The sequence below is a fragment of the Arsenicibacter sp. R0_47 genome (assembly GCF_057652235.1).
In genome coordinates, this window is the sequence record NZ_JBYFCJ010000001.1 from 389651 (window position 1) to 416301 (window position 26651).

27 protein-coding genes and 1 riboswitch are annotated in these 26651 nt (G+C 52.4%); of the genes, 9 read left to right on the top strand and 18 right to left on the bottom strand.

Translation table 11 applies throughout. The features are described from left to right. Nucleotides 1-2: 2 nt before the first annotated feature. From AC23NW_RS01590 to AC23NW_RS01600, 3 genes are all read right to left on the bottom strand, one after another. The gene (locus tag AC23NW_RS01590; RefSeq protein ID WP_487447260.1) at nt 3-689 is read right to left on the bottom strand and encodes an ATP-binding cassette domain-containing protein; all 687 of its coding nucleotides are present in this window, start codon (nt 687-689) and stop codon (nt 3-5) included. Then, nucleotides 659-976, bottom strand: coding sequence for a hypothetical protein (locus tag AC23NW_RS01595; RefSeq protein WP_293840594.1), 318 nt, complete (start codon nt 974-976; stop codon nt 659-661). The genes AC23NW_RS01590 and AC23NW_RS01595 overlap by 31 nt, the downstream gene beginning before the upstream one ends. Before the next feature lie 71 nt (nt 977-1047). Beyond that, nucleotides 1048-1881, bottom strand: a complete 834-nt coding sequence (locus AC23NW_RS01600; protein WP_487447262.1) for a cyanophycinase — start codon at nt 1879-1881, stop codon at nt 1048-1050. Nucleotides 1882-2070: 189 nt separating this feature from the next. Between AC23NW_RS01600 and cphA the strand changes: the two genes are divergently transcribed. Then, nucleotides 2071-4704, top strand: coding sequence for a cyanophycin synthetase (gene cphA, locus AC23NW_RS01605; RefSeq protein ID WP_487447264.1), 2634 nt, complete (start codon nt 2071-2073; stop codon nt 4702-4704). A 70-nt stretch (nt 4705-4774) separates the two neighbouring features. Here the strand turns inward: cphA and AC23NW_RS01610 are convergent, their stop codons facing one another. From AC23NW_RS01610 to AC23NW_RS01630, 5 genes are all read right to left on the bottom strand, one after another. After that, nucleotides 4775-4996, bottom strand: a complete 222-nt coding sequence (locus AC23NW_RS01610; RefSeq protein WP_487447265.1) for a hypothetical protein — start codon at nt 4994-4996, stop codon at nt 4775-4777. A gap of 281 nt (nt 4997-5277) precedes the next feature. After that, nucleotides 5278-6486, bottom strand: coding sequence for an acetyl-CoA C-acetyltransferase (locus tag AC23NW_RS01615; RefSeq protein ID WP_487447267.1), 1209 nt, complete (start codon nt 6484-6486; stop codon nt 5278-5280). Between the two features lie 15 nt (nt 6487-6501). After that, the gene (locus AC23NW_RS01620) at nt 6502-6897 is read right to left on the bottom strand and encodes a type II toxin-antitoxin system VapC family toxin (protein WP_487447269.1); all 396 of its coding nucleotides are present in this window, start codon (nt 6895-6897) and stop codon (nt 6502-6504) included. Next, nucleotides 6891-7118: a hypothetical protein gene (locus AC23NW_RS01625; RefSeq protein WP_293840582.1), complete on the bottom strand. Its 228-nt coding sequence runs from the start codon at nt 7116-7118 to the stop codon at nt 6891-6893. Before AC23NW_RS01625 ends, AC23NW_RS01620 begins: the two co-directional genes overlap by 7 nt. A 49-nt stretch (nt 7119-7167) precedes the next feature. Next, complete coding sequence (locus tag AC23NW_RS01630) at nt 7168-8079, bottom strand: TIGR01777 family oxidoreductase (RefSeq protein WP_487447271.1); 912 nt, start codon at nt 8077-8079, stop codon at nt 7168-7170. 124 nt (nt 8080-8203) lie between these two features. Between AC23NW_RS01630 and AC23NW_RS01635 the strand changes: the two genes are divergently transcribed. Both AC23NW_RS01635 and AC23NW_RS01640 read left to right on the top strand, forming a co-directional pair. After that, nucleotides 8204-8512: a DUF4160 domain-containing protein gene (locus AC23NW_RS01635; RefSeq protein WP_487447273.1), complete on the top strand. Its 309-nt coding sequence runs from the start codon at nt 8204-8206 to the stop codon at nt 8510-8512. Further along, nucleotides 8509-8772, top strand: coding sequence for a DUF2442 domain-containing protein (locus AC23NW_RS01640; RefSeq protein ID WP_487447275.1), 264 nt, complete (start codon nt 8509-8511; stop codon nt 8770-8772). The genes AC23NW_RS01635 and AC23NW_RS01640 overlap by 4 nt, the downstream gene beginning before the upstream one ends. Before the next feature lie 32 nt (nt 8773-8804). On the opposite strand, the gene AC23NW_RS01645 is transcribed toward AC23NW_RS01640, so the two are convergent. From AC23NW_RS01645 to AC23NW_RS01660, 4 genes are all read right to left on the bottom strand, one after another. After that, a complete protein-coding gene (locus AC23NW_RS01645; RefSeq protein WP_487447277.1) occupies nt 8805-11186 on the bottom strand; it encodes a TonB-dependent receptor in 2382 nt (793 codons plus the stop codon). 159 nt (nt 11187-11345) lie between these two features. After that, a riboswitch (TPP riboswitch) is annotated at nt 11346-11443 on the bottom strand. 32 nt (nt 11444-11475) lie between these two features. Beyond that, a complete protein-coding gene (locus AC23NW_RS01650) occupies nt 11476-13032 on the bottom strand; it encodes a S10 family peptidase (protein WP_487447279.1) in 1557 nt (518 codons plus the stop codon). Nucleotides 13033-13202: 170 nt separating this feature from the next. Then, nucleotides 13203-14192 (bottom strand): aldo/keto reductase, encoded by a 990-nt coding sequence (locus AC23NW_RS01655; protein WP_487447280.1) that lies wholly within the window; start codon nt 14190-14192, stop codon nt 13203-13205. A 175-nt stretch (nt 14193-14367) separates the two neighbouring features. After that, entirely contained in the window at nt 14368-14559 is a 192-nt protein-coding gene (locus AC23NW_RS01660) for a cold-shock protein (protein WP_083421823.1), read from the bottom strand. A gap of 276 nt (nt 14560-14835) precedes the next feature. On the opposite strand from AC23NW_RS01660, the gene AC23NW_RS01665 reads away from it, so the two are divergent. The 3 genes from AC23NW_RS01665 (at nt 14836) to AC23NW_RS01675 (ending at nt 15971) form a co-directional block, all read left to right on the top strand. Beyond that, a complete protein-coding gene (locus AC23NW_RS01665; protein WP_293840568.1) occupies nt 14836-15288 on the top strand; it encodes a cold-shock protein in 453 nt (150 codons plus the stop codon). A gap of 94 nt (nt 15289-15382) precedes the next feature. Beyond that, nucleotides 15383-15553 (top strand): hypothetical protein, encoded by a 171-nt coding sequence (locus AC23NW_RS01670; RefSeq protein ID WP_177225785.1) that lies wholly within the window; start codon nt 15383-15385, stop codon nt 15551-15553. A gap of 49 nt (nt 15554-15602) precedes the next feature. Continuing rightward, nucleotides 15603-15971: a hypothetical protein gene (locus tag AC23NW_RS01675; RefSeq protein WP_293840564.1), complete on the top strand. Its 369-nt coding sequence runs from the start codon at nt 15603-15605 to the stop codon at nt 15969-15971. A gap of 228 nt (nt 15972-16199) precedes the next feature. Here AC23NW_RS01675 and AC23NW_RS01680 read toward each other — a convergent pair whose 3' ends face one another. The 5 genes from AC23NW_RS01680 to AC23NW_RS01700 form a co-directional block, all read right to left on the bottom strand. Next, on the bottom strand, nt 16200-16532 hold the full coding sequence (locus AC23NW_RS01680) for a potassium transporter KefB (protein ID WP_487447281.1): 333 nt from the start codon (nt 16530-16532) through the stop codon (nt 16200-16202). Between the two features lie 147 nt (nt 16533-16679). Beyond that, a complete protein-coding gene (locus AC23NW_RS01685; RefSeq protein WP_487447282.1) occupies nt 16680-17402 on the bottom strand; it encodes a DoxX family protein in 723 nt (240 codons plus the stop codon). A 115-nt stretch (nt 17403-17517) separates the two neighbouring features. Beyond that, nucleotides 17518-18609, bottom strand: a complete 1092-nt coding sequence (locus AC23NW_RS01690; protein ID WP_487447284.1) for an alkene reductase — start codon at nt 18607-18609, stop codon at nt 17518-17520. 92 nt (nt 18610-18701) lie between these two features. Further along, nucleotides 18702-18971 (bottom strand): ArsR/SmtB family transcription factor, encoded by a 270-nt coding sequence (locus AC23NW_RS01695; protein ID WP_487447286.1) that lies wholly within the window; start codon nt 18969-18971, stop codon nt 18702-18704. Between the two features lie 118 nt (nt 18972-19089). Then, nucleotides 19090-20175 (bottom strand): fatty acid desaturase family protein, encoded by a 1086-nt coding sequence (locus tag AC23NW_RS01700; RefSeq protein ID WP_487447287.1) that lies wholly within the window; start codon nt 20173-20175, stop codon nt 19090-19092. Nucleotides 20176-20632: 457 nt separating this feature from the next. On the opposite strand from AC23NW_RS01700, the gene AC23NW_RS01705 reads away from it, so the two are divergent. After that, the gene (locus AC23NW_RS01705) at nt 20633-21118 is read left to right on the top strand and encodes a response regulator (protein ID WP_487447288.1); all 486 of its coding nucleotides are present in this window, start codon (nt 20633-20635) and stop codon (nt 21116-21118) included. A gap of 101 nt (nt 21119-21219) precedes the next feature. On the opposite strand, the gene AC23NW_RS01710 is transcribed toward AC23NW_RS01705, so the two are convergent. Then, nucleotides 21220-21777 carry an RNA polymerase sigma factor gene (locus tag AC23NW_RS01710; protein WP_293836769.1) on the bottom strand — a complete coding sequence of 186 codons (558 nt, stop codon included), beginning with the start codon at nt 21775-21777 and terminating at the stop codon, nt 21220-21222. A 161-nt stretch (nt 21778-21938) separates the two neighbouring features. Here AC23NW_RS01710 and AC23NW_RS01715 point away from each other — a divergent pair, with 161 nt between their 5' ends. Together AC23NW_RS01715 and AC23NW_RS01720 are read left to right on the top strand one after the other, a co-directional pair. Beyond that, nucleotides 21939-22943 (top strand): FecR family protein, encoded by a 1005-nt coding sequence (locus AC23NW_RS01715; protein WP_487447290.1) that lies wholly within the window; start codon nt 21939-21941, stop codon nt 22941-22943. Between the two features lie 32 nt (nt 22944-22975). Further along, nucleotides 22976-26644: a SusC/RagA family TonB-linked outer membrane protein gene (locus tag AC23NW_RS01720; protein WP_487447292.1), complete on the top strand. Its 3669-nt coding sequence runs from the start codon at nt 22976-22978 to the stop codon at nt 26642-26644. The last annotated feature ends 7 nt before the right edge of the window (nt 26645-26651 follow it).

A 26651-nucleotide genomic window follows, 5' to 3' on the forward strand; every position in this document is an offset into this window, starting at 1 on the left:
AGTTACCGGATGTAGCCCAGCTCACGAAGATCGGCTTCGGGGTGTTTTAGCGGAACTGTATGGCCGGTTGTGCTTAGAAAATAAACCTGATCACTGATCTGCAGGATATCCTGATAAAAATGGTCGGTGATCAGGATACCCTTCCTGACTTTTACCAGCAAGAGTAATTGCCTGAGGAATTCAATGTGTAAAGGCATCACGTTGGAAAACGGCTCATCCAGCAGCAGAAAGGTAGCGGGTGAGGTAATAACCAGAAGGGTTTCGACAAGCCGCTGCTGTCCGCCGGATAGCTGGCCGATGCGGTATGACAACAAGTCTGTTATGGCCGGAAAAACCACGCTGACAGCAGCCAAATCGGATTGGTAAAGCGCGAAGGCTTCTTTAATGCGCAAATGACCCGGCACAAACGCCTTTTGCGGCAGGTAGGCAACCCGGTTCCGGTGTTTATATACTTTGTCATAAAACATCCCGTCAATGCGTACCGAACGGTTCTGGGCCGTTCTGATGCCGTAAATAACCTCCAGCAATGTTGATTTACCGCACCCGTTTCTGCCCAGCAACCCGGTAATCTGCCCTTTAGGGACCTTGAGATAAATGTTTTGCAGGATGCGTCGGTTGTCATATTCCAGCCAGATGCTGTCGGCCTCTAACCGGCTGGTTACAGGATTTGACTGATCAGATAAATCCATATACAGAAGAAAATCAGGTCGAAGAGATAGGTATAAACCGCCAGTTCTGTTTCAGAAAAGCCGAAATGGTGAAAAAAGACAAAGCCCTGACGCCGCGTCGAGCGGAATAAGAACCAGATCAGGGCCTGGCATATCAGCCGTATCCAGAAGAACGAAGCGGCAAACGACAGAAAATGGGCGGACGACAGCATCGGCGATCCTGAAACCAGCCATATCAGCAGGGAGGTAAAAACCGTAAACGGATAAATTTCTCTGTAGAGAAGCAGCAGAACGCGTAACCGGATCATGGGCTTATTTTCCGGAAAGATAAGCGCCCGATCAATGCCGGATACGGATTTAAGAAGCTTTAACAGAGCGCCTACGTCAGCTTCTTGTCCTTGAGCGTAAAGTGGTTGCCGTCGCGGAGGATGTGTACGAGCAGGTTTTCGATGAAAATGTCGTGGCGCGCCCGTTCGACGGTTTTGTTGGGATCGTCGAGGCTGCGGCCGTCAATGATCGTCACCAGCCCCGACCCGATCACTTCTACGCTGCTGCCTTTGCGGACCAGAATACCGGTGTCTTCTTCGAGGCCGATACCAATGTGGGTCGGGTGATTAGCCACTGCAATGGCCAGCCGCCTGAACCGGCCTCTGACCAGAAAATGGGTGTCGACAATGGCGTTATGAATCAGTGCCAGACCGGGGTAAAGCAACACATCCGGTTTCAGCGGGTCGGCGCCCGGATACAGCATCAGGTCGGTCATAGCCATGGCGCCGGCACTGGTACCGGCAATCACAAACTCATCGTTTACGTAGCGCTGATGCAGCAGCGACGCAAATGCCGACTCGCGGAACACACTGGTGAGTTTAAACTGATCGCCGCCCGAAAACAGCACGGCCCCGGCCGTTGCAATGCGCGCCAGGCACTCCGGCTGGTCGACATGTTCATGGCTGGTCGGGTGCATGAGCCGGACATTCGGAAACCCCAGCTTCCGGAACGCCCGCTGGTAGCGGCTCCCAACCTCTTCCGGAATGCTCGACGCGGTCGTAATTACCTCAATAAATGCATTCGGGTTCTTTATTTCCGACACAATCCGGCGCAGGATACCCGACGTCATAAAGCTTTGTACGGTGTCCTGTGCGTGAACGGGTTTATGCCGCAGGCTTTTGGCTTCATTTCCGCCAATCGCGATCAACGTTCCTTTAATCTGCATGCTGCAAAAGTAAAGCGCCGGTCAGCAGAACAGCGCAGTTTAGCCGGTTACCTTATCCAACCGCCCGCCCTGCGATCGGCAACCGCAGGGTACCGGGCTTATTCTACAGACTCTTTTCCGCCGGTTTTGTTAAACAAATTGCACAAATGGTAGTTTGAACAGGACGAAAGTGCCCAAATTACTCAACGCATGAAAATTGTAGATATCCGCTGCTTCCGGGGGCCAAACTACTGGTCGATCCGAGATCCGAAGCTGGTGGCCATGACCCTTGATCTTGAAGAACTTGAACAGTCGCCGACCAACACCATTCCCGGTTTTTATGAGCGCCTGAAAACACTACTGCCATCGCTCTATGAACACCGCTGTTCGAAGGGCTATCCGGGTGGTTTTTTTGAGCGTGTGCAGGAAGGCACCTGGATGGGTCATGTCATAGAACACATCGCCCTGGCGATCCAGACGCTGGCTGGTATGGACTGTGGATTCGGCAAAACCCGTGGTACCGGCAAAGAAGGTGTTTATCAGGTTGTGTTTGCGTATGTGCATGAGGAAGCAGGGCGGTATGCCGCTGAAGCCGCCGTCCGGATCGCACAGGCGCTGATCGACAACAACCCGTATGCACTGGCGGAAGACATTAACAGGCTGAAAAAACTGTGTACCACAAACCAGCTGGGACCCAGCACACAAGCCATCGTAGATGCCTGTACGGAGAAAGGAATTGCGCACATCCGGCTCAACAAGGGTTCGTATATACAGCTGGGTTATGGCGCCCGGCAAAAGCGGATACGCGCGACGATGACCAGTCAGACGAATGTGATCGCGGTGGAGCTGGCCTGTGACAAGGCCGAAACGAAACGATTGCTCGATCAGGAAGGTATTCCGGTGCCGCAGGGTGAGCTGGTTGATACGCCGGATGCGCTGGCTGATGCCCTTAAACGGGTCTCTTTTCCGCTTGTGGTCAAGCCGCTCGACGGCAATCACGGCCGTGGCGTAACCACCTGCATCGAAACGGCCGGAGAAGCGCTGGAGGCATTTCACCGTGCTCAGGCGCATAGTGAAGAGGTGATCATCGAGCAGTTTATCACCGGCAACGACTACCGGTTGCTGGTCATTGACTACAAACTACAGGCGGCTTCGCTGCGTATGCCAGCCTCCGTTACCGGCGACGGGCAACAGACGATCCGGCAGCTGATTGAGCAGATCAACAACGATCCGCGCCGCGGCGACGATCATGACAATGTGCTGACCCGGATCAGCATTGACGACTGTGTAATGGCCCTGCTGCACCGGCAACACCTTACCCTGGACAGTATACCGGAAGCGGGCAGTGTGCTGGTTCTCAAGAAAACCGCCAACATCAGCACCGGTGGTACAGCAGTCGACGTAACAGACATGGTGCACCCGGCCATTGTTGCCATGGCTGAACGCATTGCACGGCTGATCGGTCTCGATGTGTGCGGCATTGATCTGATTGCAGAAGACATTTCGCAGGAGCCCGCAGCCGGTTCGCTGGCGGTGATTGAGGTGAATGCCGCCCCGGGATTCCGGATGCATACCCACCCCTCCGAAGGCAAACCACGCCCCGTCGGGAAGGCGGTGGCCGATATGTTGTTTCCCGGCAACGAAACCGGCCGGATTCCGGTCATCGCCATTACGGGTACCAACGGTAAAACGACTACCTCGCGGCTGACGGCGCATCTGTTCCGGCAGGCGGGGAAACAGGTCGGCTATACCACCACCGATGGGGTGTATATCGGGCAGGACTGCATCGAACAGGGCGACTGTACGGGTCCGGGCAGTGCCCGTAAAGTGTTGCAGGACAGCTCGGTTGAGGTAGCCGTGCTGGAGTGTGCGCGGGGTGGCTTGCTGCGTTCGGGGCTCGCGTTTGATCAGTGCGATGTCGCTGTTGTTACAAACGTTGCCGCTGACCACTTGGGGCTGAATAATATCAACACCCTCGACGACATGGCACATGTCAAACGTGTGGTACCCGAAACCGTGAAACCGGACGGGTATGCGGTGCTGAACGCCGATAACGAGTACACCTACCGGATGCAGGAGCAGTTGCGGTGCCGGATTGCGCTGTTCAGCACGCAGCCGGACAATCCGCTTATCGAACAGCATTGCGCGGCCGGCGGATTGGCGGCCGTTATTGACCGTGGCTTCATTGCGATCCGGCAGGGTGGGAAGGTTACGCAACTCATTGAGCTGATAGCGGTACCGCTGTCGTTCGGCGGCAAGGCTGGGTTCATGATCGAAAATATACTGGCGGCAACGCTCGCCGCATACTGTCAGGGGATAATGGCCGAAGACATTGCCGAAGGGCTGCGGACGTTTATTCCGTCGGGTACAAATACGCCCGGCCGGATGAATCTGTTTCAGTTTAATGATTTTGCCGTACTCATCGATTATGCCCACAATCCACACGGGTTGCAGGCGCTCGGTCAGTACATCCGGCAGGTTGAGGCAACCCACAAGGTAGGGATCATTACCGGCGTCGGCGACCGGCGCGACGAAGATATTGTGGCGCTCGGGCAGATTGCCGCGACTCTGTTTGATGAGGTGATCATCCGGCTGGATGAAGACGGACGGGGGCGTTCGTCTGAAGACCTGATTTCGGTACTGACCGATGGCATCCGCTCGGGCGATGAGCAGAAGCTGATCCGTTGTATACCGGACGAGCTCGAAGCGCTGACCTACGCCATCCACCATGCCCGGTCAGGGAGTTTGATTGTCCACCTGACCGAAAAAGTGAAGCGGGCCATTGAGGTGGTTACGGAAGCAAGGGCACAGGAAGAAACATATGGGCTGGTAGATGCCGTCTGACGGGCCGGACAAGTAAACGGGAGCGGCCCTTGACGAACCGCTCCCGTTTACAAATACAGCCTTGTGTGCTTTATACCATCACATGCGGGTTTTGCCGCATTTTATGATAGGTAGCAATAGCTCCCAGCATAAGTACCGGAATATGACGAAAACGTGAATCGGCCTTCAGTTCTTTCAGGCTCGAAAACGTATCGGAATTTGTATGATATTGATCCAGAAAAATTAACTGGGGCCACTGTGACGCCGGTTGACTGAGTAATGCTTTCATCATGCAGGTATAGGTTGGTTGCATGATTAATTCGTGTGCCGGATATTGTGCTTGTAATTGTTGGCGTAAGGTGTTGACTTCTTGACGGTTTCTGTTCGTCACAACCACTATTTTACTCATTGATTCGATGCAGGATACGGAGTCTTTGAAAACTTGTATAAAGATACCGCAAAAATCGATCAAAAACGAACAATTCCGGGAAAAGGTGAGGGAATGGGCTAATTTGTAATAAAACGAGTGTATGTAGTTTTGATGTACCTACACTCATTTTATACTATTCGAATATTACCAGCCGGACGGGCAGACTAATTCAGGCGTTCAAAAATCGTGGCAATGCCCATACCGCCGCCAATACAGAGTGTCGATAAACCGACTTGTTTGCCGGTTCGTTCAAGTTCATCGAGCAGGGTAGCGGAGATGATGGCGCCGGTTGCGCCCAGCGGGTGACCAAGTGCAATGGAGCCGCCGTTGACATTTACCTTCCCGTGATCGACGCCGAAAGCGTCCATAAACAGCATCGGGATGGCCGCAAACGCTTCGTTTACTTCGAACAGGTCGATGTCGGAAATGCTCATGCCGGCCTTTTTAAGGACTTTCTGCGTGGCCGGAACCGGGCCGGTCAGCATGATGGTTGGTTCGGAGCCAACCACGGCAAACGCCCTGATCCGCGCCCGTGGCTTCAGGCCGGCCTGTTCGCCGAATGCCTTGCTGCCAATCAGTAATGCGGCTGCTCCGTCGACGATCTGTGAGGAGTTACCGGCATGATGCACATGGTTGATCTGAACCAGTTCGGCATATTTGAGCAGGGCGAGTGCGTCCATGCCCATCTGTCCCATATTGGCAAATGCCGGTTTCAGGGTCGATAAGCTTTCCGCCGTTGTGCCGGGCCGGACGCCTTCGTCGCGGTCAAGCACCGTGATCCCGATTGAATCCTTCAGCGGTACCAGGGTGCGGGCAAACCGGTTGTCCTGCTGCGCCGCCACCGCCCGCCGGTACGATTCCGCCGCAAACGTATCGACATCGCGGCGGCTGTAGCCTTGTTTGGTGGCAATCAGGTCGGCCGAGATACCCTGCGGAACAATGTTGTGTCGGGCAACAATCTGCGGATTCATGAACAAAGCACCGCCGTCGGAGCCCATCGGCACCCGCGACATCGACTCTACGCCCCCCGCCACGACCGCGTCCACCTGTCCTGACATGACATAGGCCGCGGCCATGTTGATGGCTTCGAGGCCCGATGAGCAGAAGCGGTTGAGCTGTACACCCGCTACCGACTCGGCGTATCCGGCCTCCAGAACAGCGGTCCGGGCAATATCAGCGCCCTGTTCGCCGATGGGCGTCACGCAGCCCATGATCACATCATCGACCAGCGAGGTGTCGAGGCCATTACGGTCGCGCAGGGATTGTAACACAGTGGTCAGCAACTGAATGGGCTGAATGTCGTGTAAGGCCCCGTCGCTTTTCCCGCGGCCACGCGGCGTCCGGACGGCGTCAAAAATAAATGCATCTGCCATGTTGGTTCAGGAATACTAAGGGAGTAATGAATTGGGACTAAGAACGCTCAATGATTTGATATTCAGGAAGTCTTTTTCATTGTCTGTTACGAGTATCATATCGTGTGCCAGAGCGGTGGCAGCAATGAGCGCATCAGGAGTTTTAATTTTGTGCTTACGTCTCAGGTTAATTGTAATATCAATTATTTCAGGCGTTAATGATAGCAGTACACATTCTTCGACAAATACTTCAACTTTATGGAAAATATCAGCTTCAGTGGTTACCCAGCTTAGTAGTTCTATTTTGGTAATGACTGAAATAAACGGCGGCTCACTGAAGACAGCATCCAGAAAAACTAAACCTGATTCAGTGAACCGTCCATCTAAATATTTGCTGACTGCCGATGTATCAATCAGATAACGCTTTACCATTCGTTGCGAATCTCTTTTATATGCTGTTCGAGTGCGTCAGCCTCTTTACCCTTGATACTACCCCGCAGGCTATGGATTCGGTTTGGTTGGTCGCTTATCTTTTCCTGTGGATCATCAACCGGGAGAATGATTAACTGTACCCGTTTTGCCTTGAAATGATCAGGCAGTGTATAGTGAATTGTCCCGTTATGAATCGTTAATACTTCACTGATCGCTTCCATAACTAATTGTCTTTAAACAAATATACGAAAAAGAGGACGAACCTATCCGTTACGTCAGCAAATCCTGAAGCGCATCCGTCAGGTTCGGGAAGCCATAGCGGAAGGTGGTTTCTTCCTTAATCCGTTTGTTGAGAACATTGCTGCTGCCCAGCACGGCGATGGCCATTTCGCCGAACAGCAGCTTAATGCCAAAGGCCGGGATATTGGGCATAAACAACGGTTTGTGCAGGATGCCGGCAATCTGCTTCGTCAGCGATTCGTTCGTTACCGGTCCGGGGGCAACGCCGTTATAGACGCCCTGCCAGCTGCTGTCTTCCAGCGCCTGCATGTACATCCGGCAAATGTCATCCACGTGAATCCACGACATATACTGTTGTCCGGAACCCAGCGGAGCCCCGACGCCAAGCTTGATCGGCTGGGCAATTTTAGGCAGCGCACCGCCTTCCATTGTCAGCACCACACCCGTCCGGATTTTGACGGTCCGGATGCCGAGGGCGGCAACCTGATCGGCGGAGCGCTCCCAGAGCCGAACTACCTGCGCCATAAAGTCGGTGCCCGCCGGACTGGTTTCAACCTGCGGCCGGTCGCCCGAATCGCCGCCGTAGTAGCCAATCGCTGAGGAGGAGACAAAGGCTTTGAGGGGGTGTTTGTATTTCGTCAGAGCCGTTGCCAGCAACGCCGTTGACTGGGTACGGCTTTCGATAATTTCCTGTTTGCGGGCGTCCGTCCAGCGTTCATCGGCAATACCGGCTCCGGCCAGGTGGATGATGTAATCAGCGGTTTCGATGGCTTTCGGATCGATGGTGCCCTTTTTGATATCCCAGGTATACACCGTTACGCCCGGAACCGGTTTGGCTGAGCGGCTGAGCAGGCTCACGGCATAGCCTTTTTCCTGAAGCAGTTGGGTTAAGCGGCGGCCGATGGTGCCGGTGCCACCGGTTAAAAGTACGGTTTGCGACATAAAGCAATGCGTTTGTCAGTAGTAAGATTAACTAACGGGTAGCGGAAAAGTTGCGCACTTACCTTTATATCATACGTGTCTTTTGGCGAATAAGGCGTCGTAACTACGCACTAAACTGTATGGTATGCCTAAAATATTTGAGTATCTTGGAATTGTAATTCGTTTTTACTCCAACGAGCACGAACCGATTCATATACACGCACAATATGGAGCGGATGTAGAGCTGAAAGTAGAGTTTGAAATAGATAACCGTGAGATTGTCGCATTGCATTATTCAAGAGTAGCGGGTAAAGATGATTTCCCGCCGGCTCAGCGCAAAGAGCTTGAAAAACTCTTGAACGAATACAAGTATTTGATTGTAGAAGAGTGGGTAAATTACTTTGTTTATCATACAAAACCGGTACTTCGGAAAATAACCAAACGAATCAGATGAAAATTGTTCGGTTTGACATCCTGGGTGATTATCGACTCCGGGTTTGCTTCGATGATGGTGTAGAGAAAGTGGCTGATATGAAGTCTTTTCTATTGACGAGCGGTAACCCGTTAATCCGTAAGTTTCTGGATAAGTCGCTGTTTGACAGTGTGCAGTTAGATGATTTCGGGGTACTGGTTTGGGGTGATGACGATATGGATATCAATCCACAGGCAATCTACAACGGACAGTTTAGTATGTCTCATAACCAGACAACATAAAAAAAGCGAGCCCGTATGAGCTCGCTTTTCTGTTAGAACCGCAGCCGGACTCCGGCCAGGAAATTGCGGGTCGCCTGCGGGAAATACCAGTTGTCGGCCTGCACCTTACCCTCGCTGACATAAGCATAGGTGTAGCCGTTCGACTCGTACAGCTCGCTGAACAGGTTGTTGAGCAGGAGCGTAAACTCAATCGTATCGGCAAATTTCGGCTTCAGGGTGTAAATCAGCCGGATATCGTTCACAAAGTACGGATTCAGCTTGCGGCTCTCGTTCTGCGTATTGTCGAGGTACTGCTTCCCTACATACTTCGTCAACAGACTCAGCTCCAGATTTTTGACGGGTGTATACATGAACTGCGAACCGGCAATGACCGATGGCGAGAACGAAATATCGGTGTTGGTATGCGTGACCGACCGCTGATCGCCGGTATCGAAGTTGTCGAGGTACTCGGTGAATGTCTTTACTTTATTCTGGCTGAACGTAGCATTGACATTCCAGCGCCATTGCCGCGACAATACCGTGGCCAGTTCCAGCTCAATACCGGCACGGTAACTGGCCGGCACGTTAACACGGTTGTAGGCCCCGACATCGTTGATCTGACCCGTCAGCACCAGCTGGTTGCGGTAGTTCATGTAATAGGCATTGGCCGTGAAGGCATACCGCTGCGCCTGTCGCTTAAAACCGGCCTCCCAGTCATACAGGCTTTCGTGCTTCGGCCGGCTCGTCGGCGTACTTTGGGTATAATCGTCGCGGTTTGGTTCCTTGTTGCCGACCCCGAACGACCCGTACAGCGTATTCTGGTCGTCGAGGGTATAGGTCAGGCCGGCTTTCGGGTTAAAAAACGACAGACTGGCATCCTGCGTCACGTTCTGCAACTGGCTGTTAAAGCCAAGGAACGAATAGTTGACTGTCCGGACCTGGAGGTCTGCGAAGCCGTTCAGCCGCGTTGTCAGTTGGTAAAACGCTTTGCCGTACAGGTTGACATCGGTTTTTGTGGCATCGTCGTCATAATACCGCTGCCGGATGTTGCTGGTGCTGGCAAAACGGGCCCAGATGATTTCGCCGTAGTGCTTGCCTTTATACTGGTTCCAGCCCCCGCCGAAATTGGCCGTCAGCCGACCGCGGCCGTTGTAATCAAGGGAGAAGACAGAGCCGTAGAAGTCATTATCCAGCCAGCGCCGGCGGATAATGTCGGTTTTACGGATCGTATCGCGGCCGATAATCACATTCGGCAGCCCGTACTTCGAGAGTTTTTCGCCTTCACGATACTGTTCGTAGTAACCACGGCCTTTGGTATAAAACCCCGAGACGTTCAGCCGCCAGCTGCGGCTCAGCTCATGCGATGTAATAAGCTGATACTGATCCTGCTGGTAGTTGTCAGTTTCGTTGTCGTAGGTGTATTCGTTATAGCGGCGGTTGGTCGCCAGAATAGCTTCCGGTACGCCGTTCCACGCCTGATAGGTTTGCTCTTTACCCGAAAATACGTTCAGGCGGACAAAGCTTTTCTTGCCGTACCAGCCACCGGACACATAAAACGATTTCAGGTCAGAAAACGCGCGGTCGATGTAGCCGTCCGACTTGATCGCCGACAGCCGGGCGTCCATCACAAAGCCGCCTTTCAGCAGCCCCGAACTGGCCAGTATATTGGCCTTGCGGGTGTTGAACGAACCGCCCGACAGGTTTACTTCGGCCAATGGTTCGCGGTTCAGCTGGTTGGTCTGCACGTTGAGCGATGCCCCGAAAGCCCCCGCCCCGTTGGTCGACGTACCCACCCCGCGCTGGATCTGGATGCTGCTGACTGACGACGAAAAATCGGGCATATTCACCCAGAAAGTGCCCTGCGATTCCGCATCGTTATACGGGATGCCGTTCAGGGTTACGTTGACGCGGGTGGCATCGGAACCACGTATGCGGATGCCCGTATAACCGACGCCCGCTCCCGCATCTGACGTTGTTACGACCGATGGCGTAAAGTTGAGCAGCATCGGCAGGTCCTGACCAAGATTTAGTTTGCGGATGTCACGCTGCGTCACGTTGGTATACGCAACGGCCGACTTTTCGTTGGCACGGGTGGCCGAAACCACTACTTCATCGACCGCCACCACACTTTTCGTGAGCGACACATTGAGGCTCTGATTCTGGCTGATGGTAACCGGCTGCGTAACGGCCTCATAACCGACGAGCGAAATCCGGAGTTGGTAAGCGCCTTTCGGCAGGTTGGTGAGCCTGTAGGCTCCCGTTGCATCGGCGGTCGTCCCTTTGAAGGTGCCTTCGACAGTAATGGCGGCTCCCGGGAGGGTTCCGCCTTCGGCGTCCTTTACGGTGCCGGATAACGTAAACTGTGCCCATGCCGGCAGCGCAAACAGGCCAGGCAACAGGGCAAGCAACATACGATAGGTTGTTGTGTTTTTCATTAACTATGAAAAATGCAACGAACAGGTATAGGGGCTGTACCTATCGTTCAGTGAAAAATCAGGATGTATTCAGTGCTACCAGATAACGATGGAATCAGCATCGTCCCGTTGCTGACGGTTTCAGCATGGCTTCTGATTCAAGCCAATGCATGAAAATACGTCGAAACGTAGCTACTTTCCCTTCGCCGGCATTACCCGGATCAGGTTCGATGGGTATAATCTCAGCCCGTTGTATTAAGGCACCCCTTTAAGATTAGCAGCTACAAAGATAACGGAATTTTACAAATGTTTACTTTGACCCGCCGTATTTAGCCGGCTGGGGCTGATTCGTGCCGGTTGTGGCGGTCTTCTTCAGAAACTGGCGCAGGTGCTCGTTGCTGGTGGCCAGATCTTCTTTCCGCAGGTACATCATGTGGCCGCTGCGGTAACCTTCCCAGCTGATCCGGTCTTTCAGCTTGCCGCCTGCATCAATCTGCCACATGTTGTATTTGGCATTGAAGTAATCGCAGGCTCCGTCGTAGTAACCCGACTGGACCAGCACGTGCAGGAACGGGTTCATGGCCATTGCCTGCCGCAGGTTCTCGCCGGTCTGGTTACCATCGTTGTTCCACGGACGGACGGGGCCGAACATAAAGTAATTCAGGTCGGTCTTGTAGTTCAGCTCTTCCCGCATGTACTGGTTGATGGCCGGTGTAAACGAGTGCAGCCACGAGGTAAGCTCAGCATTGTAGTCAGGCGACATACCTGCGTCGCGGCTGTCGATGCCGAGGTAGCGGGAGTCCAGCCGGCCAACCGTGTAGCCACGGTCGCGGAGCAGTTCTTTCCAGAAAAAGCTGGTCGGAATGTCCATATTCAGCTGAGCAACTATCTTGTCTGACAGGCCGGAGTAACGCGCTACTTTAGCCGTAACCTCCTTTCGTTTCTGGTCGCTCAGTGCACCGCCCATTGTCAGGGCCGGTAAGTATTCCTGAACGGTAAAGGTCTCTACTTCAGGTAGTATATCGGTCAGATCTCTTTTCTGAAGATCGGCCGGAAGGGCTTTGTGGTACCATGCCGTGGCGGCGTAGTAAGGCAACATCAGGGCCGATTTGGCCGGACCGTCGCGCTTGATGCCTAAGTCAGTCGGCGACACCAGAATAACGCCGTTCAGGTACATCCAGTGGCTGTTCTGGAGTTCGAGGGCCAGCCCCGACACCCGCGTTGTTCCATAGCTTTCACCGATCAGGTATTTCGGGGATGCCCAGCGATTGTAGCGGCTCACGAAGGTATTGATCCAGTCGGCCAGGTACTTGATGTCGGCATTAACACCGAAGAACTTTGCCGTTGGCACATCCTTACTGGCTGGCCGCGAAAAGCCGGTATTAACGGGGTCAATGTACACAATATCCGCTACGTCAAGAATCGAGTTCGGGTTGTCGCGCATACCGTAGGGCTGCACCGGATAGCCTTCATCATCAACTTTCAGGATGCGCGGGCCGGTATAGCCGATCATCATCCAGACAGAAGCGGTGCCGGGACCACCGTTAAACGAGATAACCAGCGGTCGTGTTGAGCGGTCACTGACATCCGACCGCTCAAAATAGGTAAAAAACACACCGGCAATGGCCTTGCCTTCTTCGTCCCATACCGGAATGGTTCCGGCTGTGGTTTTGTACGGCACCTTCTGGCCTTTGATCGTCACCTCTCCTTTAGTAACAACCTGGGCATCCAGACTCAGGGTACGGGCTAACGCGCCGGCTTTTTCGGTTTTGGGCGCCGGTGTTTCTGCCGGGGCGGTCGCTGGTTTCTGCGCAAGGCTGTTCAGCATCAGGCAGCTGCCAGCCAGCGTAAGTAGTAGTTTGTTCATGAATAAAGAGTGAAAGAGCGAAAGAGTGAAAGAGCGAAAGAGTGAAAGAGCGAATGAGTGATAGAGTGAATGAGTGATAGAGTGAATGAGTGATAGTGTGAATGAGTGAAAGAGCGATAGAATAAGAGCATGACCGCTCTTTCGCTCTTTATCACTTTCACTCTTTAATATCAGTATTTTCCTCTGATTTTGGGTTTGATCTGGTTGTCGTACAGGGCACGGAGGGCAGCGTGTGTTTCGGCCGGGAGCGGGGGAAGAAGCGCGGCTTCGCCGTTGGTCTGTACCTGTTGTACCTTGGTTGCGCCCGGAATCACGGTTGTAACGGCGGGATGGTCCAGAATCCAGCGGATAGCCCAGGCCGCCAGCCGGTCGTCGGGCATGAGTGCGGCAATGGCCTGGGTTAGCGCTACACCATCCTCGAAGGCGACGCCCGAGAAGGTTTCGCCGACATTGAATTTTTCGCCGTTGGCGTTGTAGTTCCGGTGGTCGGTCGGGGCGAACTGCGTCTCCCTGGTAAATTTGCCCGTCAGCAGGCCGCTCGCGAGCGGCACCCGCACAATCAGCGCCACGCCTTTTTCCTGTGCCAGCGCGAAGAATTCGTCGGCGATGTGCTGCCGGAACAGGTTGAAAATAATTTGCAGGGAGGCAAGCCCGTCCTGTTGCAGGCAGATCATGGCTTCTTCGGCCGTTTCGACACTGACGCCCCAGTGGCGGATGAGTTTTTCATCCTGCAACCGGCGGAGATGATCGAACACTTCCCCTTTTTGCAGTTCTTCGGTCGGGATGCAGTGCAGCTGTTCCAGAAAAAGCTGATCAAGCCGGAGGTTTGTAAGCGACGATTCTACCTGACGCCGCATGGTGTCGTAGGTAAAGTTCTGTGGCCAGCCAAACCCGCTGTCGGAGCGGCGGCCGAGTTTGGTAGCGACCAGCATGGAGGCCGCGGATTGTTTCAGAAACCTGCCGATGGTCCGTTCGCTGATGCCGGTGCCATAGACGTCGGCGGTATCAATAAAATTTCCTCCCTGATCTGCATAGGCCTGCAGGATCGCGAAGGCGTCTTCTTCTGTAACATGACCCCAGTCGGCGCTGCCGAGCTGCCAGGTCCCGAGGCCAATTCCGGAAATTGTTTCAGACTGAAAAGGTCGTTTAGGTAAAATCATGTAAGCTAATGAAGTATACGCGGTTAAAATCCCGAATATACACAACAGGCCGTTAGAATGGTTGCCGGTTGTCCCGAAAACGGAGGAGATTTCTGATTGTTCCGGAGCAGGAGGGCAAAAAAAAAGCATGCTTCGGAAAGCATGCTTTTTACATTAACTAGCTATATCTTATGAATTAAGCCCGTTTTACATTTACTGCATTCAGGCCTTTTCTGCCTTGCTCAACATTAAAGCTAACCTTGTCGTTTTCACGAATGTCATCAATAAGACCTGAAACGTGCACAAAAATATCAGCGCCACCGTTAGCTGGGGTAATGAAGCCAAACCCTTTGGTCTCATTGAAAAATTTAACTGTTCCTTCTTGCATTTTTTTATTGTTTGCGGCAAATAAAAGGCCAATAAACGACATTTCCTAATACTTTGTCAGGAATTTTTGGTTTTATTTATTTGATTGTCAAGGCTGTCAACCCTATAGGGTATTTTTTAGTAGGAATGCTCCCGAACGCAACTTATTTATTAAGTTTGTGGTTGTAAAATAAATGTGGCCCGCTTCTGTCAAAACACGGTTACCTGTTTTCGACCCGAGCGGGCCACATTGCTATGCACAGCAGTGTAATTTTTAATTAAACCAACAGAGGTATTTATGGGTAGATCGCAGGAAACGTTTTCAAAAAAAGAAAAAGAAAAAGCCAGACATAAAAAGCGGCAGGATAAAGAACAGAAAAAAGAAGAGCGTAAGGCAAATGCCTCAAAAGGGCAGGGCCTGGATATGATGCTGGCGTATGTAGATGAAAACGGTAATCTGACGACGACCCCTCCCGATCCACGTAACAAGAAAACGATAGATGCCGGAAGCATTTCAATCGGTGTTGACCGGCAGGATGCCACACCGTCTGTTGCGGAGCGTAAAGGTGTTGTAACAACCTGGCTCGATACAAAAGGCTACGGATTTATTAAGGATACTCAATCGCAGCAGAGTATCTTTGTTCATAAAAATGGACTTATTGACGATATTCGTCAACAGGATAAAGTTAGTTTTCAGATTGAGACGACACCGAAAGGCCCGAATGCCGTTGAGGTGCGTAAAATCGGCTGATAACGCGGGTTAGTGTGCTTACCGGCGGGGTTACAGAGCGATATGTAGCCTGCATTATGTGTTTACATTTCCTCTGTTTTAACCAAACGAAACTATGCAAAAGCTAACTGTAAAAGAACGTCAGAAGGCTGCTCATCAGGCTGTTGAAGCCAGTAAAATGCCCTACTTAGTACGGAATATGCCCAAAACGATTCTTTATCTGACGGAAGAGCAGGCCGCAAAACGTTTCGATCTGATCCCGCAATTCCGGAAGCCGGCTAACTGAACTCATGTGATAAGCATTCGCTTGCTCTATTAAAATAATTAAATCCTCTATGAACAAACAGGAATTCATTCAGCAAGTAGCTGAATGGGCCAGAATTCGTGGCTACACTGATATCAAAGCAAATGCCGAGGGCTTTACTAAACCCGGAGGCTATGGCCGTCAGCAGGACGGTGAATCGTTTGTACCGGATGTTACAGGAATACAATCAGGAGCACGGACATACTTTGAAGTCATGCTGAAGACCAGCGATAAGGACTACCTGACCGCAAAACTCAAACTGCTACACCAACTGACAATCATTAACGGCGGCAAACTCTTCCTGATGGCTCCGAAAGGACATTCTATTTTTGCCAAAAATATTCTGGAAGGCAGCCGGATTAATGCTGAAATCGTTCCTCTTCCGGAGCGCCGGAAATAAATGCCACGATATAGCAACGGGCCGCCGCCTGAAAACGGTGTAGCAGCCTGTTGGTATATACCATATGCTTAAAACGGCCTGCGGCCCGTAGACCGGCTTGGTTACCAAGTCAGTTACGGGCCGCAGGCCGTTTGGTGTACGTCTCCGGAACATAAAAGCCCCGTTATAAAATTGTTCCGGCAATGTACAGGGAGTGCGTCGCTGCGTAAGCGACTGTTTAGCTGTTTTTTAGTGCCATAGTGTGCCGTTTAGTCCCAGAACAATACCTAACCATAAACCAATAAGACCTGCCAGCACACTGATAAACCGGGTGAGCAGTTTGTTCCAGCCATTCAGATGGGCAAAAAAGTCCATGAAGGCGGAGACAATCCCGCCGGCGGCGCCTGCCAGCGGAACAATAATCAACGGCTTCACCATCCAGTAGTCACCCCATTCCGGACGAGGGTGTTTTACCGACGACAGAAAAAGACTGATCACGGCCAGGCCGATCCCCGCACCGATTAAGGCCCGGATACTCACTGATTTCCGGCTGACCCGATTGAACGCATCCTGATGGTACATATTCATTTGATTTATTGGTTCGTACTTTATTTGTATACTAAAAGGACGTTGATTATCAACGTAAATGGATTGTTGTTTACTGTTCAGGCAGCAAGGTGCCATGCGTCATTCAGGTAATCTCAAAAAGCTACATTAATGGCAAAACGGCTATTTTTTCGCGGGACCCTGCCGGTCGTAATCAGCTAAACATTCATCGAGCGGACGCCCCTGCCGGTGGATACAGTCGCAGAACTCCTCGCAGGCCTGCGGGTTAGCACTGCCAGCACACTGCGTCAGACAGTCCCGGGTGTGGTTACGTGGTTTCAGGTCAAAGCCGGTCAGCAGCAGGAACGCCAGCAGTATTACGGTTGCGGCTACACCGGCGAAAAAACGTACCGGGAAGGTGCGGAAGGTTGCCTTTGCGACAGGCCTGACCTCGGGTTCCGGTAGCCGGTTGAAGGGAAAAATGTATTTCAGCTTGTCGTAGTCCCAGCACAGCAGGTATAGATTTGCCAGTACCATTAACGGTGATGTCAGCAGGGAGCCATCGAACCGGACAGCGACTGATAACACATATATATTCAGGATGATGGGTAAATAAATTAACGCTCCGATGATTGCCAGCCGCGGGATCAGCAGGAAAAAAGCGGCTGTCATCTGCAGCACACCGATAAAGGGGTAATAAAAGCCTGTTTTATGCAACGCTTCCAGGTAATGCCCCATCGGGTGATTTACCGACAGTGACGTGAACCGTTCACCCATAATTTTGACAAATCCTGATGGTAAAAAGCCTGCCGCCAGGGCAATACGGCAAAAGACCGTAAAATACCAGAACCACCTGTTTTTCTTTACCGATGCATGAAGCCGGTCAAGCGTTGTCGAAATCGGCATTGTCTTTTTATTTATAAAGTACTTTGTAGTGCAAAGTTATTTGAGAAAAATAAAAAGACAAGTAGTCTGTGAAAAAAAATCCGGCTGCCTGTAAGGGCAGCCGGAGAATAATGGTTTAGGCTTCAACCTCTTCCAGCGTAGGATAATCAGTGTAGCCTTCAGTGCCTGGTGTATAGAATGTACCAAAGTCCGGCTGATTAAGCGGGGCGCCGGCTTGCAGCCGTTCAACCAGATCAGGGTTGGCGAGGAACGGACGGCCAAAGGCAATCAGGTCGGCTTTACCGGCCTCTAAGTCAGCTTCGGCGCGGGCCAGGTCGTAGCCGCCGCTCAGGATTAAGGTACCCGTAAAGGTCGCGCGGATGGTATCGACAATGGCCGGATCCACAGCCGGTGCGCCCATTGAAGTATGGTCCACCAGGTGGATGTAGGTAACGAACGGGTTCAGTTGTTCGGCCAGATAGGCGTAAATAACGTCGTAGTCTGTTGAATACGGCATGTCATTGAAAACACCGTATGGCGATAACCGGATGCCGACTTTGTCTTTACCGATTTTTCCGGCGGTTGCCTGTGCGATTTCGAGGGCAAAGCGGGCGTAGTTTTCGGTGCTGCCACCGTACTGGTCAGTACGGGTATTTGATGTCGGGCGGATAAACTGCTCGACCAGGTAGCCGTTTGCCGCGTGGATTTCTACCCCGTCAAAACCGGCGTCAACAGCATTCTGCGCTGCCTGAACAAACTCGGCAACGGTTGCCTGCACGGCCTCAGTGGTCATCGCTTCCGGTGTTGGCTGCGGCTGCATGCCTTCGGTGTCGGTATAAATATCACCGGCTGCGGCGATAGCCGAGGGCGCTACCACTGTACCACCGGCATGCATGTTTGCCGGATGACCAATACGGCCGGTGTGCATCAGCTGCGCGAAGATTTTACCGCCTTTAGCGTGTACAGCATCCGTAACGGTTTTCCAGCCGGTTACCTGCGCGGGCGTGTACAGGCCCGGAACCCGTGCATAACCGTTGCCGTTCGGCGAAGGCGCAACGCCTTCCGTAATAAGCAGGCCGGCAGATGCGCGTTGTGCGTAGTAGGTAGCCATGATGTCGGTGACGTCATGGTCTGTTGTTGCCCGGTTGCGGGTCATCGGAGCCATTACAATGTGATTACTCAGCGTAATGTTACCAAGCTGAGCCGATGAAAAAATCGTTTCTGACATGTTTTCGGTCGTCTAATTGAGTTGTCGGGGACTATTCGGAGGGGTAACACTTTCAAACATTTAAAAGTTTAAATGTTTTTGGTGAAAAAAAATCAGATCAGACCATTCAGGAAGGCCGTAAGTTCGTGCAGGGCTTCCTTATTGAGGCTCAGGTGGAGGCTCCTGCCTTCTTTTTTAGCTTCGACAAGGCCGCTGTCAGTCAGGAGTTTAACATGGTGAGAGACGCAGGGTTGCGACAGGCCGGTAAGCTCCTGCACATCGGTGCTGGTCATGCAGCCTTTTTGGGCCAGTGCCTGTAAAATACCAAGCCGGTATTTATCCGAAATGGCATTTGTTGCTTTTTCGACGGCCCGGTTATCCATGCGTTGTGAATTGTGATTGTTCTGCAAAAATAACAGAATATCAGGTAGCCTGACTCTGGCGGTTGTTTTTTTGATGGCTGCCGAAGCCAGGCTACGGGGGAAATCAGCGGCGGCGGTTCTACCGGCTGCCGAGTTGCTTCAGCATCCGGGTGTGGGCATAAATAGCCCCCAGAAAAGACGGCTTCTGGTGATAGGTCAGGCCGAATTGCTCGGCGGTTGCCTTCACGATGGGCGCAATGGCCGGATAATGTACGTGGCTGATGGTCGGGAACAGGTGGTGTTCAATCTGATGATCGAGCCCGCCGATAAACCACGAAAATGCTTTTGAACTTTTAAAATTGGCAGTGCTTTCCAGCTGATGGATAGCCCAGGCGTTTTCGATACAGCCCTTTTGGTTGAGTACAGGCTCGTCAATGCCTTCAACAAGGTGGGCTACCTGAAATACAAGGCTTAGAATCATGCCGGCAATGGCGTTCATCACCAGGTACCCGATCAGCCACTGCCCTAAGGTAAGGTCGGTCAGCCAGAGCGGCAGCACGCATACAAATGCCACGTAAAACAATTTACCAAGAATCAGAATCAGGATTTCGTTCAGCGGGAACGGCTTGTTGTGCTTTGATTTTGACTGCTGCCGGTAGGTGCGTACCTGCCGGATGTCTTTCACCAGAAAGGAAAGCGTCATCATCGTATACAGCAGGAAAGCGTACAGGTGCTGATAGCGGTGGAAAAACCGATAGCGCTGACAGGTCGATAGCCGCAGAAACGGTTTACCGGTAATGTCTTCGTCCAGCTGATCAATATTGGTATAGGTATGATGGTTCAGGTTGTGCTGAATGCGCCAGTTGTAAACATTGCCTCCGAGCAGAAACAGGCTGGCGCTGAACAACTGGTTCATGCGGTTGCTGGTCGAAAACGATCCATGGTTGGCATCGTGCATGACGGCCATACCTACTCCGGCAATTCCGAAACCCATGATGATCGTGCAAAGCAGCATAGCCGGCAGCGGCAGACGGTTGGTCAGAATCAGACCGTACGGAATCAGATAAAGCGACAGCATAAAAACTGCTTTCAGGATCATCGGCAGGCCGCCGGTCTTGCAGAGTGTCTGCTGCTGGAAATGCGCTTCAACGCGGCTTTTAAGAACCGGAAAGAAACCGGACTTTTCGAGGTTCAGGAATTTAACAGATACGGGGGCGTTTGACATATTGTCGTTTAAGAGGGTAAACTGGAAGTAAGCTGTCCGTTTTGCTCACCAGGTAACGGGTGAGGCTACTTTTGCAAACTAAAACGACAATCATATACTGAGAACGTACGAATTGATGATAAGCGTATACGGACAGGGAACTTAATATTCTGATTTCTTTCAAATATATGATAAAATGCAGTCAGATGAACTATCATCAGGAGTATTAACAGCATTTTTTCAGTGGAATAAACCAGGGATTCCTTATTTTCCGGGTATATTTATAAAACCTATAAACTTTATTGGTTGATTGAGGTTAATTAGACTACTTTTGGTAAGTTTTAGTTAACAACTGACTACTACTCCTTCTTCTCCCGGTTGAGCAGATCGTATGTCCGTCCTTACCGCTTCACGCACACTTCCCGCTTCCTTTTGAGGCGTTTTTCGAAAACAGCAACAGTGATAAAACACATTGTACATGACTGACTTTCCTCAGATTTTTCCCGTTTTGGTGATTGATGATGACCTTGACATTTTCGACATAATGTCAAGGGCTGCGCATAAGCACTTTCCGGAGGTGTTGTTTATGCGTTGCCGTACTGCCGGCGAAGCAGTCGCGTATTTTAATAAACCGGATAATGTCCGGCCAAAGCTGATTTTGCTTGACCTTTTTCTGGAGGCTGCGGAGTCTGATGGCTTTGTCTTGTTGCCCGAGCTGAAAAAGCAGCTGGCTGAATTTCAGATTCCGGTTGTTATTTTGTCGGGTTATGCAAAGGAAGGCTCTGTATTACAGGCCTATGAGCTGGGAGCAAGTTCATTTATTGAAAAACCGGGCGATTTTCACGGCTGGGTAGCCATGATGGATAAGCTGCTGGAATACTGGAAAGGGAACAGCGTTCCGGAAGTTAAACCGCCTGATGAGCAAACGCCGTCAGTTGTGCCCGAAACACCGCCTTATGAATAAGCGGATCGGCCGGCTCATGCGGCTATATATAGTAATTTAACCTCAGATGCTTATAACGCCATGCCGGCTGGTGTGGTTTTATTTTTGACCTGCGGCTGGTTTCAGGCGATAATCAGCAGCAGAATCAGCGGAACCAGGTGTTCCCGGAGAAACCTGACGGCTTTGTAAATCAGGTTTACGACTGCCTGATAGGTCAGCGCCATAATTTCCGCAATTTCATCATACGTCAGCTGGCTGTAAAAACGCAGGTAGACCGCTTCCTGCTGGCGGCGTGTGAGCTGACGCATAAAGTGCTGCAGCCGTTCCTGCTGTTCAGAGTGGGTCTGCTGTTCAATCAACCGGCTTTCATGGCTGAACTCAAACCAGTGTTCGGGTTCTTCACTAATGCCTTCAAACTTCTCGCCCTTCCTGATTTCCCGGATAAGCTTATATTTCAGCGCCTTAAACAGATACCCTTTTACCGAACTAACCTCTTCGGGAAGCGCCGTATTGGTCCACAGCTCAAAAAACAGGTCCTGAATACAGTCGTCAAGGAGTTGCCCGTTGGGTATTGTTTTCAGGCCGTAGTGGTAAAGTGCCCGGTAATATCTGGTAAATAATGTTTCAAATGCCCGCCGGTCGGCGTTCCGGAAATCCTTCCATAGCTGACTATCTTCCATGGGTATGAAGGGGGGATTTATGCATATACCGGAATCAGGGCCGGTAAGGCTATTGGCGGTGGCAGAATTTTATCGTTTAAATAAATAATAAAAAAAAAGGAAAAAAAATGATTATCCCGTGAGGGTTTGGGGTACTGGTTAGTGTAAGGCTACTCAACGTTATGAAACCTGAACAACTAATCACCGACGATACCTTTCTGGCCTGGTACTTTCAGACCGATGCTGCCTGTGTCAGTAAATGGAATCAGCTGCTGCGCGAAGACCTTGACCTGAAATCGGCGGCCGATGAGGCTGTCTTATTACTGTCCCTGATTCACCGGCAGGAGGAACAACAGGTCACCGACCGGCAGATTAGTCAGTCGCGGCAAGTCCTTATGCGCCGGATCAGTGAATGGGAGCAGGCACAGCAGCGCCGTCCGGTGTTCCGGATTACCTACCGGCGGGTACTGGCACTGGCGGCCTGTCTGGCGCTGGCCGGGTTTGGTGTGGGCTGGTTTCTGCAACAGCGTCAGCCGGCGGGGACCTATGCTACTGCCGGCAACCGGATGGTAATGACACTGGCTGACGGGTCGCTGGTAACGCTCAATAAAGGTACGGCCATAAAGGTGTCGGGGATGGAGGCCAATGAAACCGGTAACCGCGAAGTATGGCTGGACGGGGAGGCCTTTTTTGATGTAAAACACCTGACCGGCAACCGGAAATTCATCGTTCATTCGGGTGATGTGGATGTGGTTGTGCTGGGAACCCGGTTTACTGTAAAAAGCGGTCCGCAGCAGACAGCCGTGGCCCTGGAGTCGGGGCGTGTGGAGCTGACGGTGGCGGGCAACAAGGCGGGCAAACTCATCATGAAACCCGGTGAACTGGTTGAGTACTCGCGGACATCGGGGCGGCTCGCCAGAACGGACATAAACGTGAAAAACTACGCCGCCTGGCAGGACGGGAAAATTGTACTGGAAAACGCCGGTGCGACCGACCTGCAGAAAATCTTCCGCGAGCGGTTTGATATGGACGTAGAAATCGAAGAAGGCGCTGACCCCGGCGAGTTTAACGGGGTATTTCCGGCCGACGATCCGGCGGTGCTGATCCATGCCCTCGAAAAAACGTATCCCGGTCAGGTCGTCCGGACAGAGGGTGGGCTGAAGTTTGTGAAGCCCGGTCAGCCGTGAGCAAAAGCGAATACCAAATCCTTTACCTGTATATGAAAAACCTTTCCATCCGAGTACTGGCATGCTGGTCCTGTTACCTGCTGCTATGTTGTCTGGCGCATCCGTCGCCGGGACAGTTACTGGCTTCCCGCCACGGCGAAGCCCCGCCGGAGCGCTATCAGGTGACTGCCGACGCAAAATCGTTAAAAGTAAGGCTTCAGGAATTACAGACGCGCTACAAGGTCTCGTTCTCCTACGACCGCCGGACCATTGATAATAAGGTGATTGACTACGGTACGCGGACATTTACGACGCTTGAGCAGGAGCTGTCCTTCATTGCGTCGTCGCTGCAGCTGCGGTACGAAAAACTGGCGGGTAATCTCTATGTGCTGACGCCGGTTAAGAAAACGGCGGCTTTGCTGCCGGAGCCGCTGCGAACCACAACTACCCTGGCCGGCAACCTAACCGGCCCTGATCCGGAGGCCATTACCGACCGGAAACGTATAGTGGGTGACGTGATTACGGGTAAGGTAACGGCGAAGGCCGGAGGGACTCCGTTGCCGGGGGTAAATATCATCCTCAAAGGCACACAGACCGGTACCGTAACGGGTACCGACGGGTCGTTCCGGATGGAAGTGCCGTCGGCCAGTGCGGTGCTGGTGTTCTCGTTTATCGGCTACCAGACCACAGAAGTACAGGTTGGGGGGCAGACCTCTGTTCAGGTTGCGATGGAGGAAAGCGTGGCTATGCTGAACGAAGCCGTGGTGACCGCGCTTGGCATCAAACGTGAAAAGCGCTCGTTAGGGTATTCGGTCGGTAATGTAGAAGGCACCGCCCTCACCCAGACGCCGCAGAACAACGTCCTGAATACGCTGTCGGGTAAGGTAGCCGGGGTGCAGATTTCGCAGATGGGCGGCGGTGTGGGCTCATCGGTCAGCATGATTATCCGGGGAGCCAACTCGCTCAACAGCGATAACCAGCCGCTGTTTGTCATCGACGGGGTGCCGGTAGCCAATAAGCTGACTAACTCGTTTTCGGGAGCAGACATGGGTAACCCGATCTCCGACATTAACCCCAATGATATTGCCAATATCTCGATTCTGAAAGGCCCGAGCGCGGCTGCCCTCTACGGCTCACGGGCGGGCAGCGGGGTGGTGCTGATTACGACCAAGTCGGGAGCCGGGGCGAAAAAGGGCCTTGGCGTGTCGTTCAATACCGCACTTGTCATGGACAGACCGATTCAGTATGTGCAGGTGCAGAACAAGTTCGGATCCGGGAAAACGGGTGCTCACGTGCTGGAAGAGGCCGAAAACGAAAGCTGGGGCGCGCAGCTGGATGCCGGCGAAATGTGGGTGCAGTGGAACAGCAACGGCCAGAAAGTGCCGCTGGTTTCGTATCCGGACCGGTTTAAGGATTTCTTTCAGACAGGATTCACCAACACCAACAACGTGTCGGTCAACGGCAATTACGAGAAAGGGAATTTCCGGCTGTCGGCGGGGAACATGAAAAATACCGGCATTATTCCGAATACCGATCTGTCGCGGTTTACGATTGCGCTCAACTCGGCCTACAACATCACGGACCACTTCCGGACGGCGGTCAGCCTGAACATAACCCAGTCGGGATCAGATAACCGGCCGATGATTGATGCGAGCCGGAATGATCCGGTCCGGAGCATTTACGAAATCGGGTCGCAGGTCAATATCAACGATTTGCGGGACTACTGGCTGCCGGGTCAGGAAGGTATTGCCCAGCGGAAATATAAGGACAAGCAGAACAACCCGTTTTTTCTGGTACACGAAAATACGACGGGCTTCGGCCGTGACCGGACAGTGGCCAAAATCCAGCTCGATTATGACCTGAGTAAAGAACTGATGCTGACCGGCAAATATGCCCGTGACTCCTACAACGAGATCTTTGAGGCGAAAAAGGCATACAGCAATTTCGAGGCGCTGAAAGGTGGCTACACGATTTCCAACGACTACCGCAAGGAAGAGAATATGGACATCATGCTGACCTACAAAAAGACCTTTTCGGACGACTGGAGCCTCAATGCGATGGTTGGTGCCAACCGGCTGAGTCAGTATTACCGCGCGTTTTATAATGCAACCACCGAGCTGGTTGTACCGGGGTTGTATACCATCGCCAACGGGGCGCCCGGTACCTTTAATCCTGTTAGCTCACTGGCGCAGAAACTGCTGTACGGCGTTTACGGATCGGCATCGCTGGGCTTCCGCGATTGGGCATATCTGGACCTGACCGCCCGTAATGACTGGACCAGCACGCTCAAAAAAGGGAATAACTCCTATTTTTATCCCTCTGCATCGCTGAGCGTCCTGGCGTCGGAACTGGTGCGGATGCCGCACTGGATCACGTTTGCCAAGGTGCGGGCCGGTTTTGCACAGGTCGGTAATGATGTGGAGCCCTACAGCCGTTCGCAGACCTATAGCACGGCCCTGGACTGGGGCAGCGCTAAGCGTATGTACATGGGGGGCGTGCTCCGCAATCCGGACCTGAAACCGGAAATTTCGACCTCACACGAGATCGGCATCGATATGAAGTTCCTGAAAAACCGGATCGGGCTGGAGGCTACGTATTACAAGCGCGGCAACAAAAACCAGGTCCTGTCGATTACCACACCGATTGAGTCGGGGGCCGGCAATAAGCAGATTAACGCCGGTCTGGTCGAAAGTGAAGGCTTCGAACTGGGTATCGTCACGACGCCGGTTAAAACGGAAAACTTCTCATGGGACATGAATTTTACCCTGACCCGCAACCGGACCTACATCCGTAAACTGGCCGAAGGGATTAAGTATTTCTCGTTTACCTCCTACAGCGGGGCCGAAATCCGGACCTACGAGGGCGGGCAGATCGGGGATATTTACATGGCACCGATGCTGAAGGTGAAAGACAAGGCGTCGCCCTATTATGGTTACCCGATTGTGACCAGCGGTGGCCTTTACCAGACGGATAACGACCCGAATAACCTCGTGAAAATCGGGAATTTCAACCATACGTTTATCATGGGTATCCAGCCGACAATCCGGTATAAGCAGTTCAGCCTGTTTGCGAACATTGACTGGCGGCAGGGCGGCCAATTCTATTCGAATACCATGATGTTTCTGGGCAACAACGGGATGCTGGACGAAACGCTGTCGGGTGTGGCCTATGACCGGTCGCGGAGCCTGGCCGATCAGATCAAAGCCGATCCGGAGCGGTACCTGGGTGAGTGGATCGGTGGCCGGAATGCGGCTTATGGCGGGTTACCGTGGCCCGAAGGCAGCGCCGAAGCGGCAAAGCGGGTACAGGATGCCAGCCTGAATCCGGGCGTACTGGCGACCAAAGATGCTGCCGGTAATACGGTTTATGTGGAAAATCTTGGCGGCGCCGGCAGCAAATGGATTGATCCGTTCAGCGCCTACCGCTACGCCAACCGGCCGTTTCCGGACCGGAATCTCTACAGCGCGACCTATGTGAAGCTGCGGGAAATTGCCATTACCTACATCCTGCCCAAAAGCCTTACCAGCCGCCTGAAAATCCAGAATGCCTCGTTTTCCATTGTCGGCAACAACCTCTATACCTGGACACAGCACGGTATTAAGGGCCTCGACCCTGAGCGGGCATTCCGGCCGACCGGCACAAGCTGGTCGCAAGGCGTTGAATACTATAACGTTATGCCGATGACAGGCTCGCTGGGCTTTAAACTGAATGTAGATATCTAACCACTGA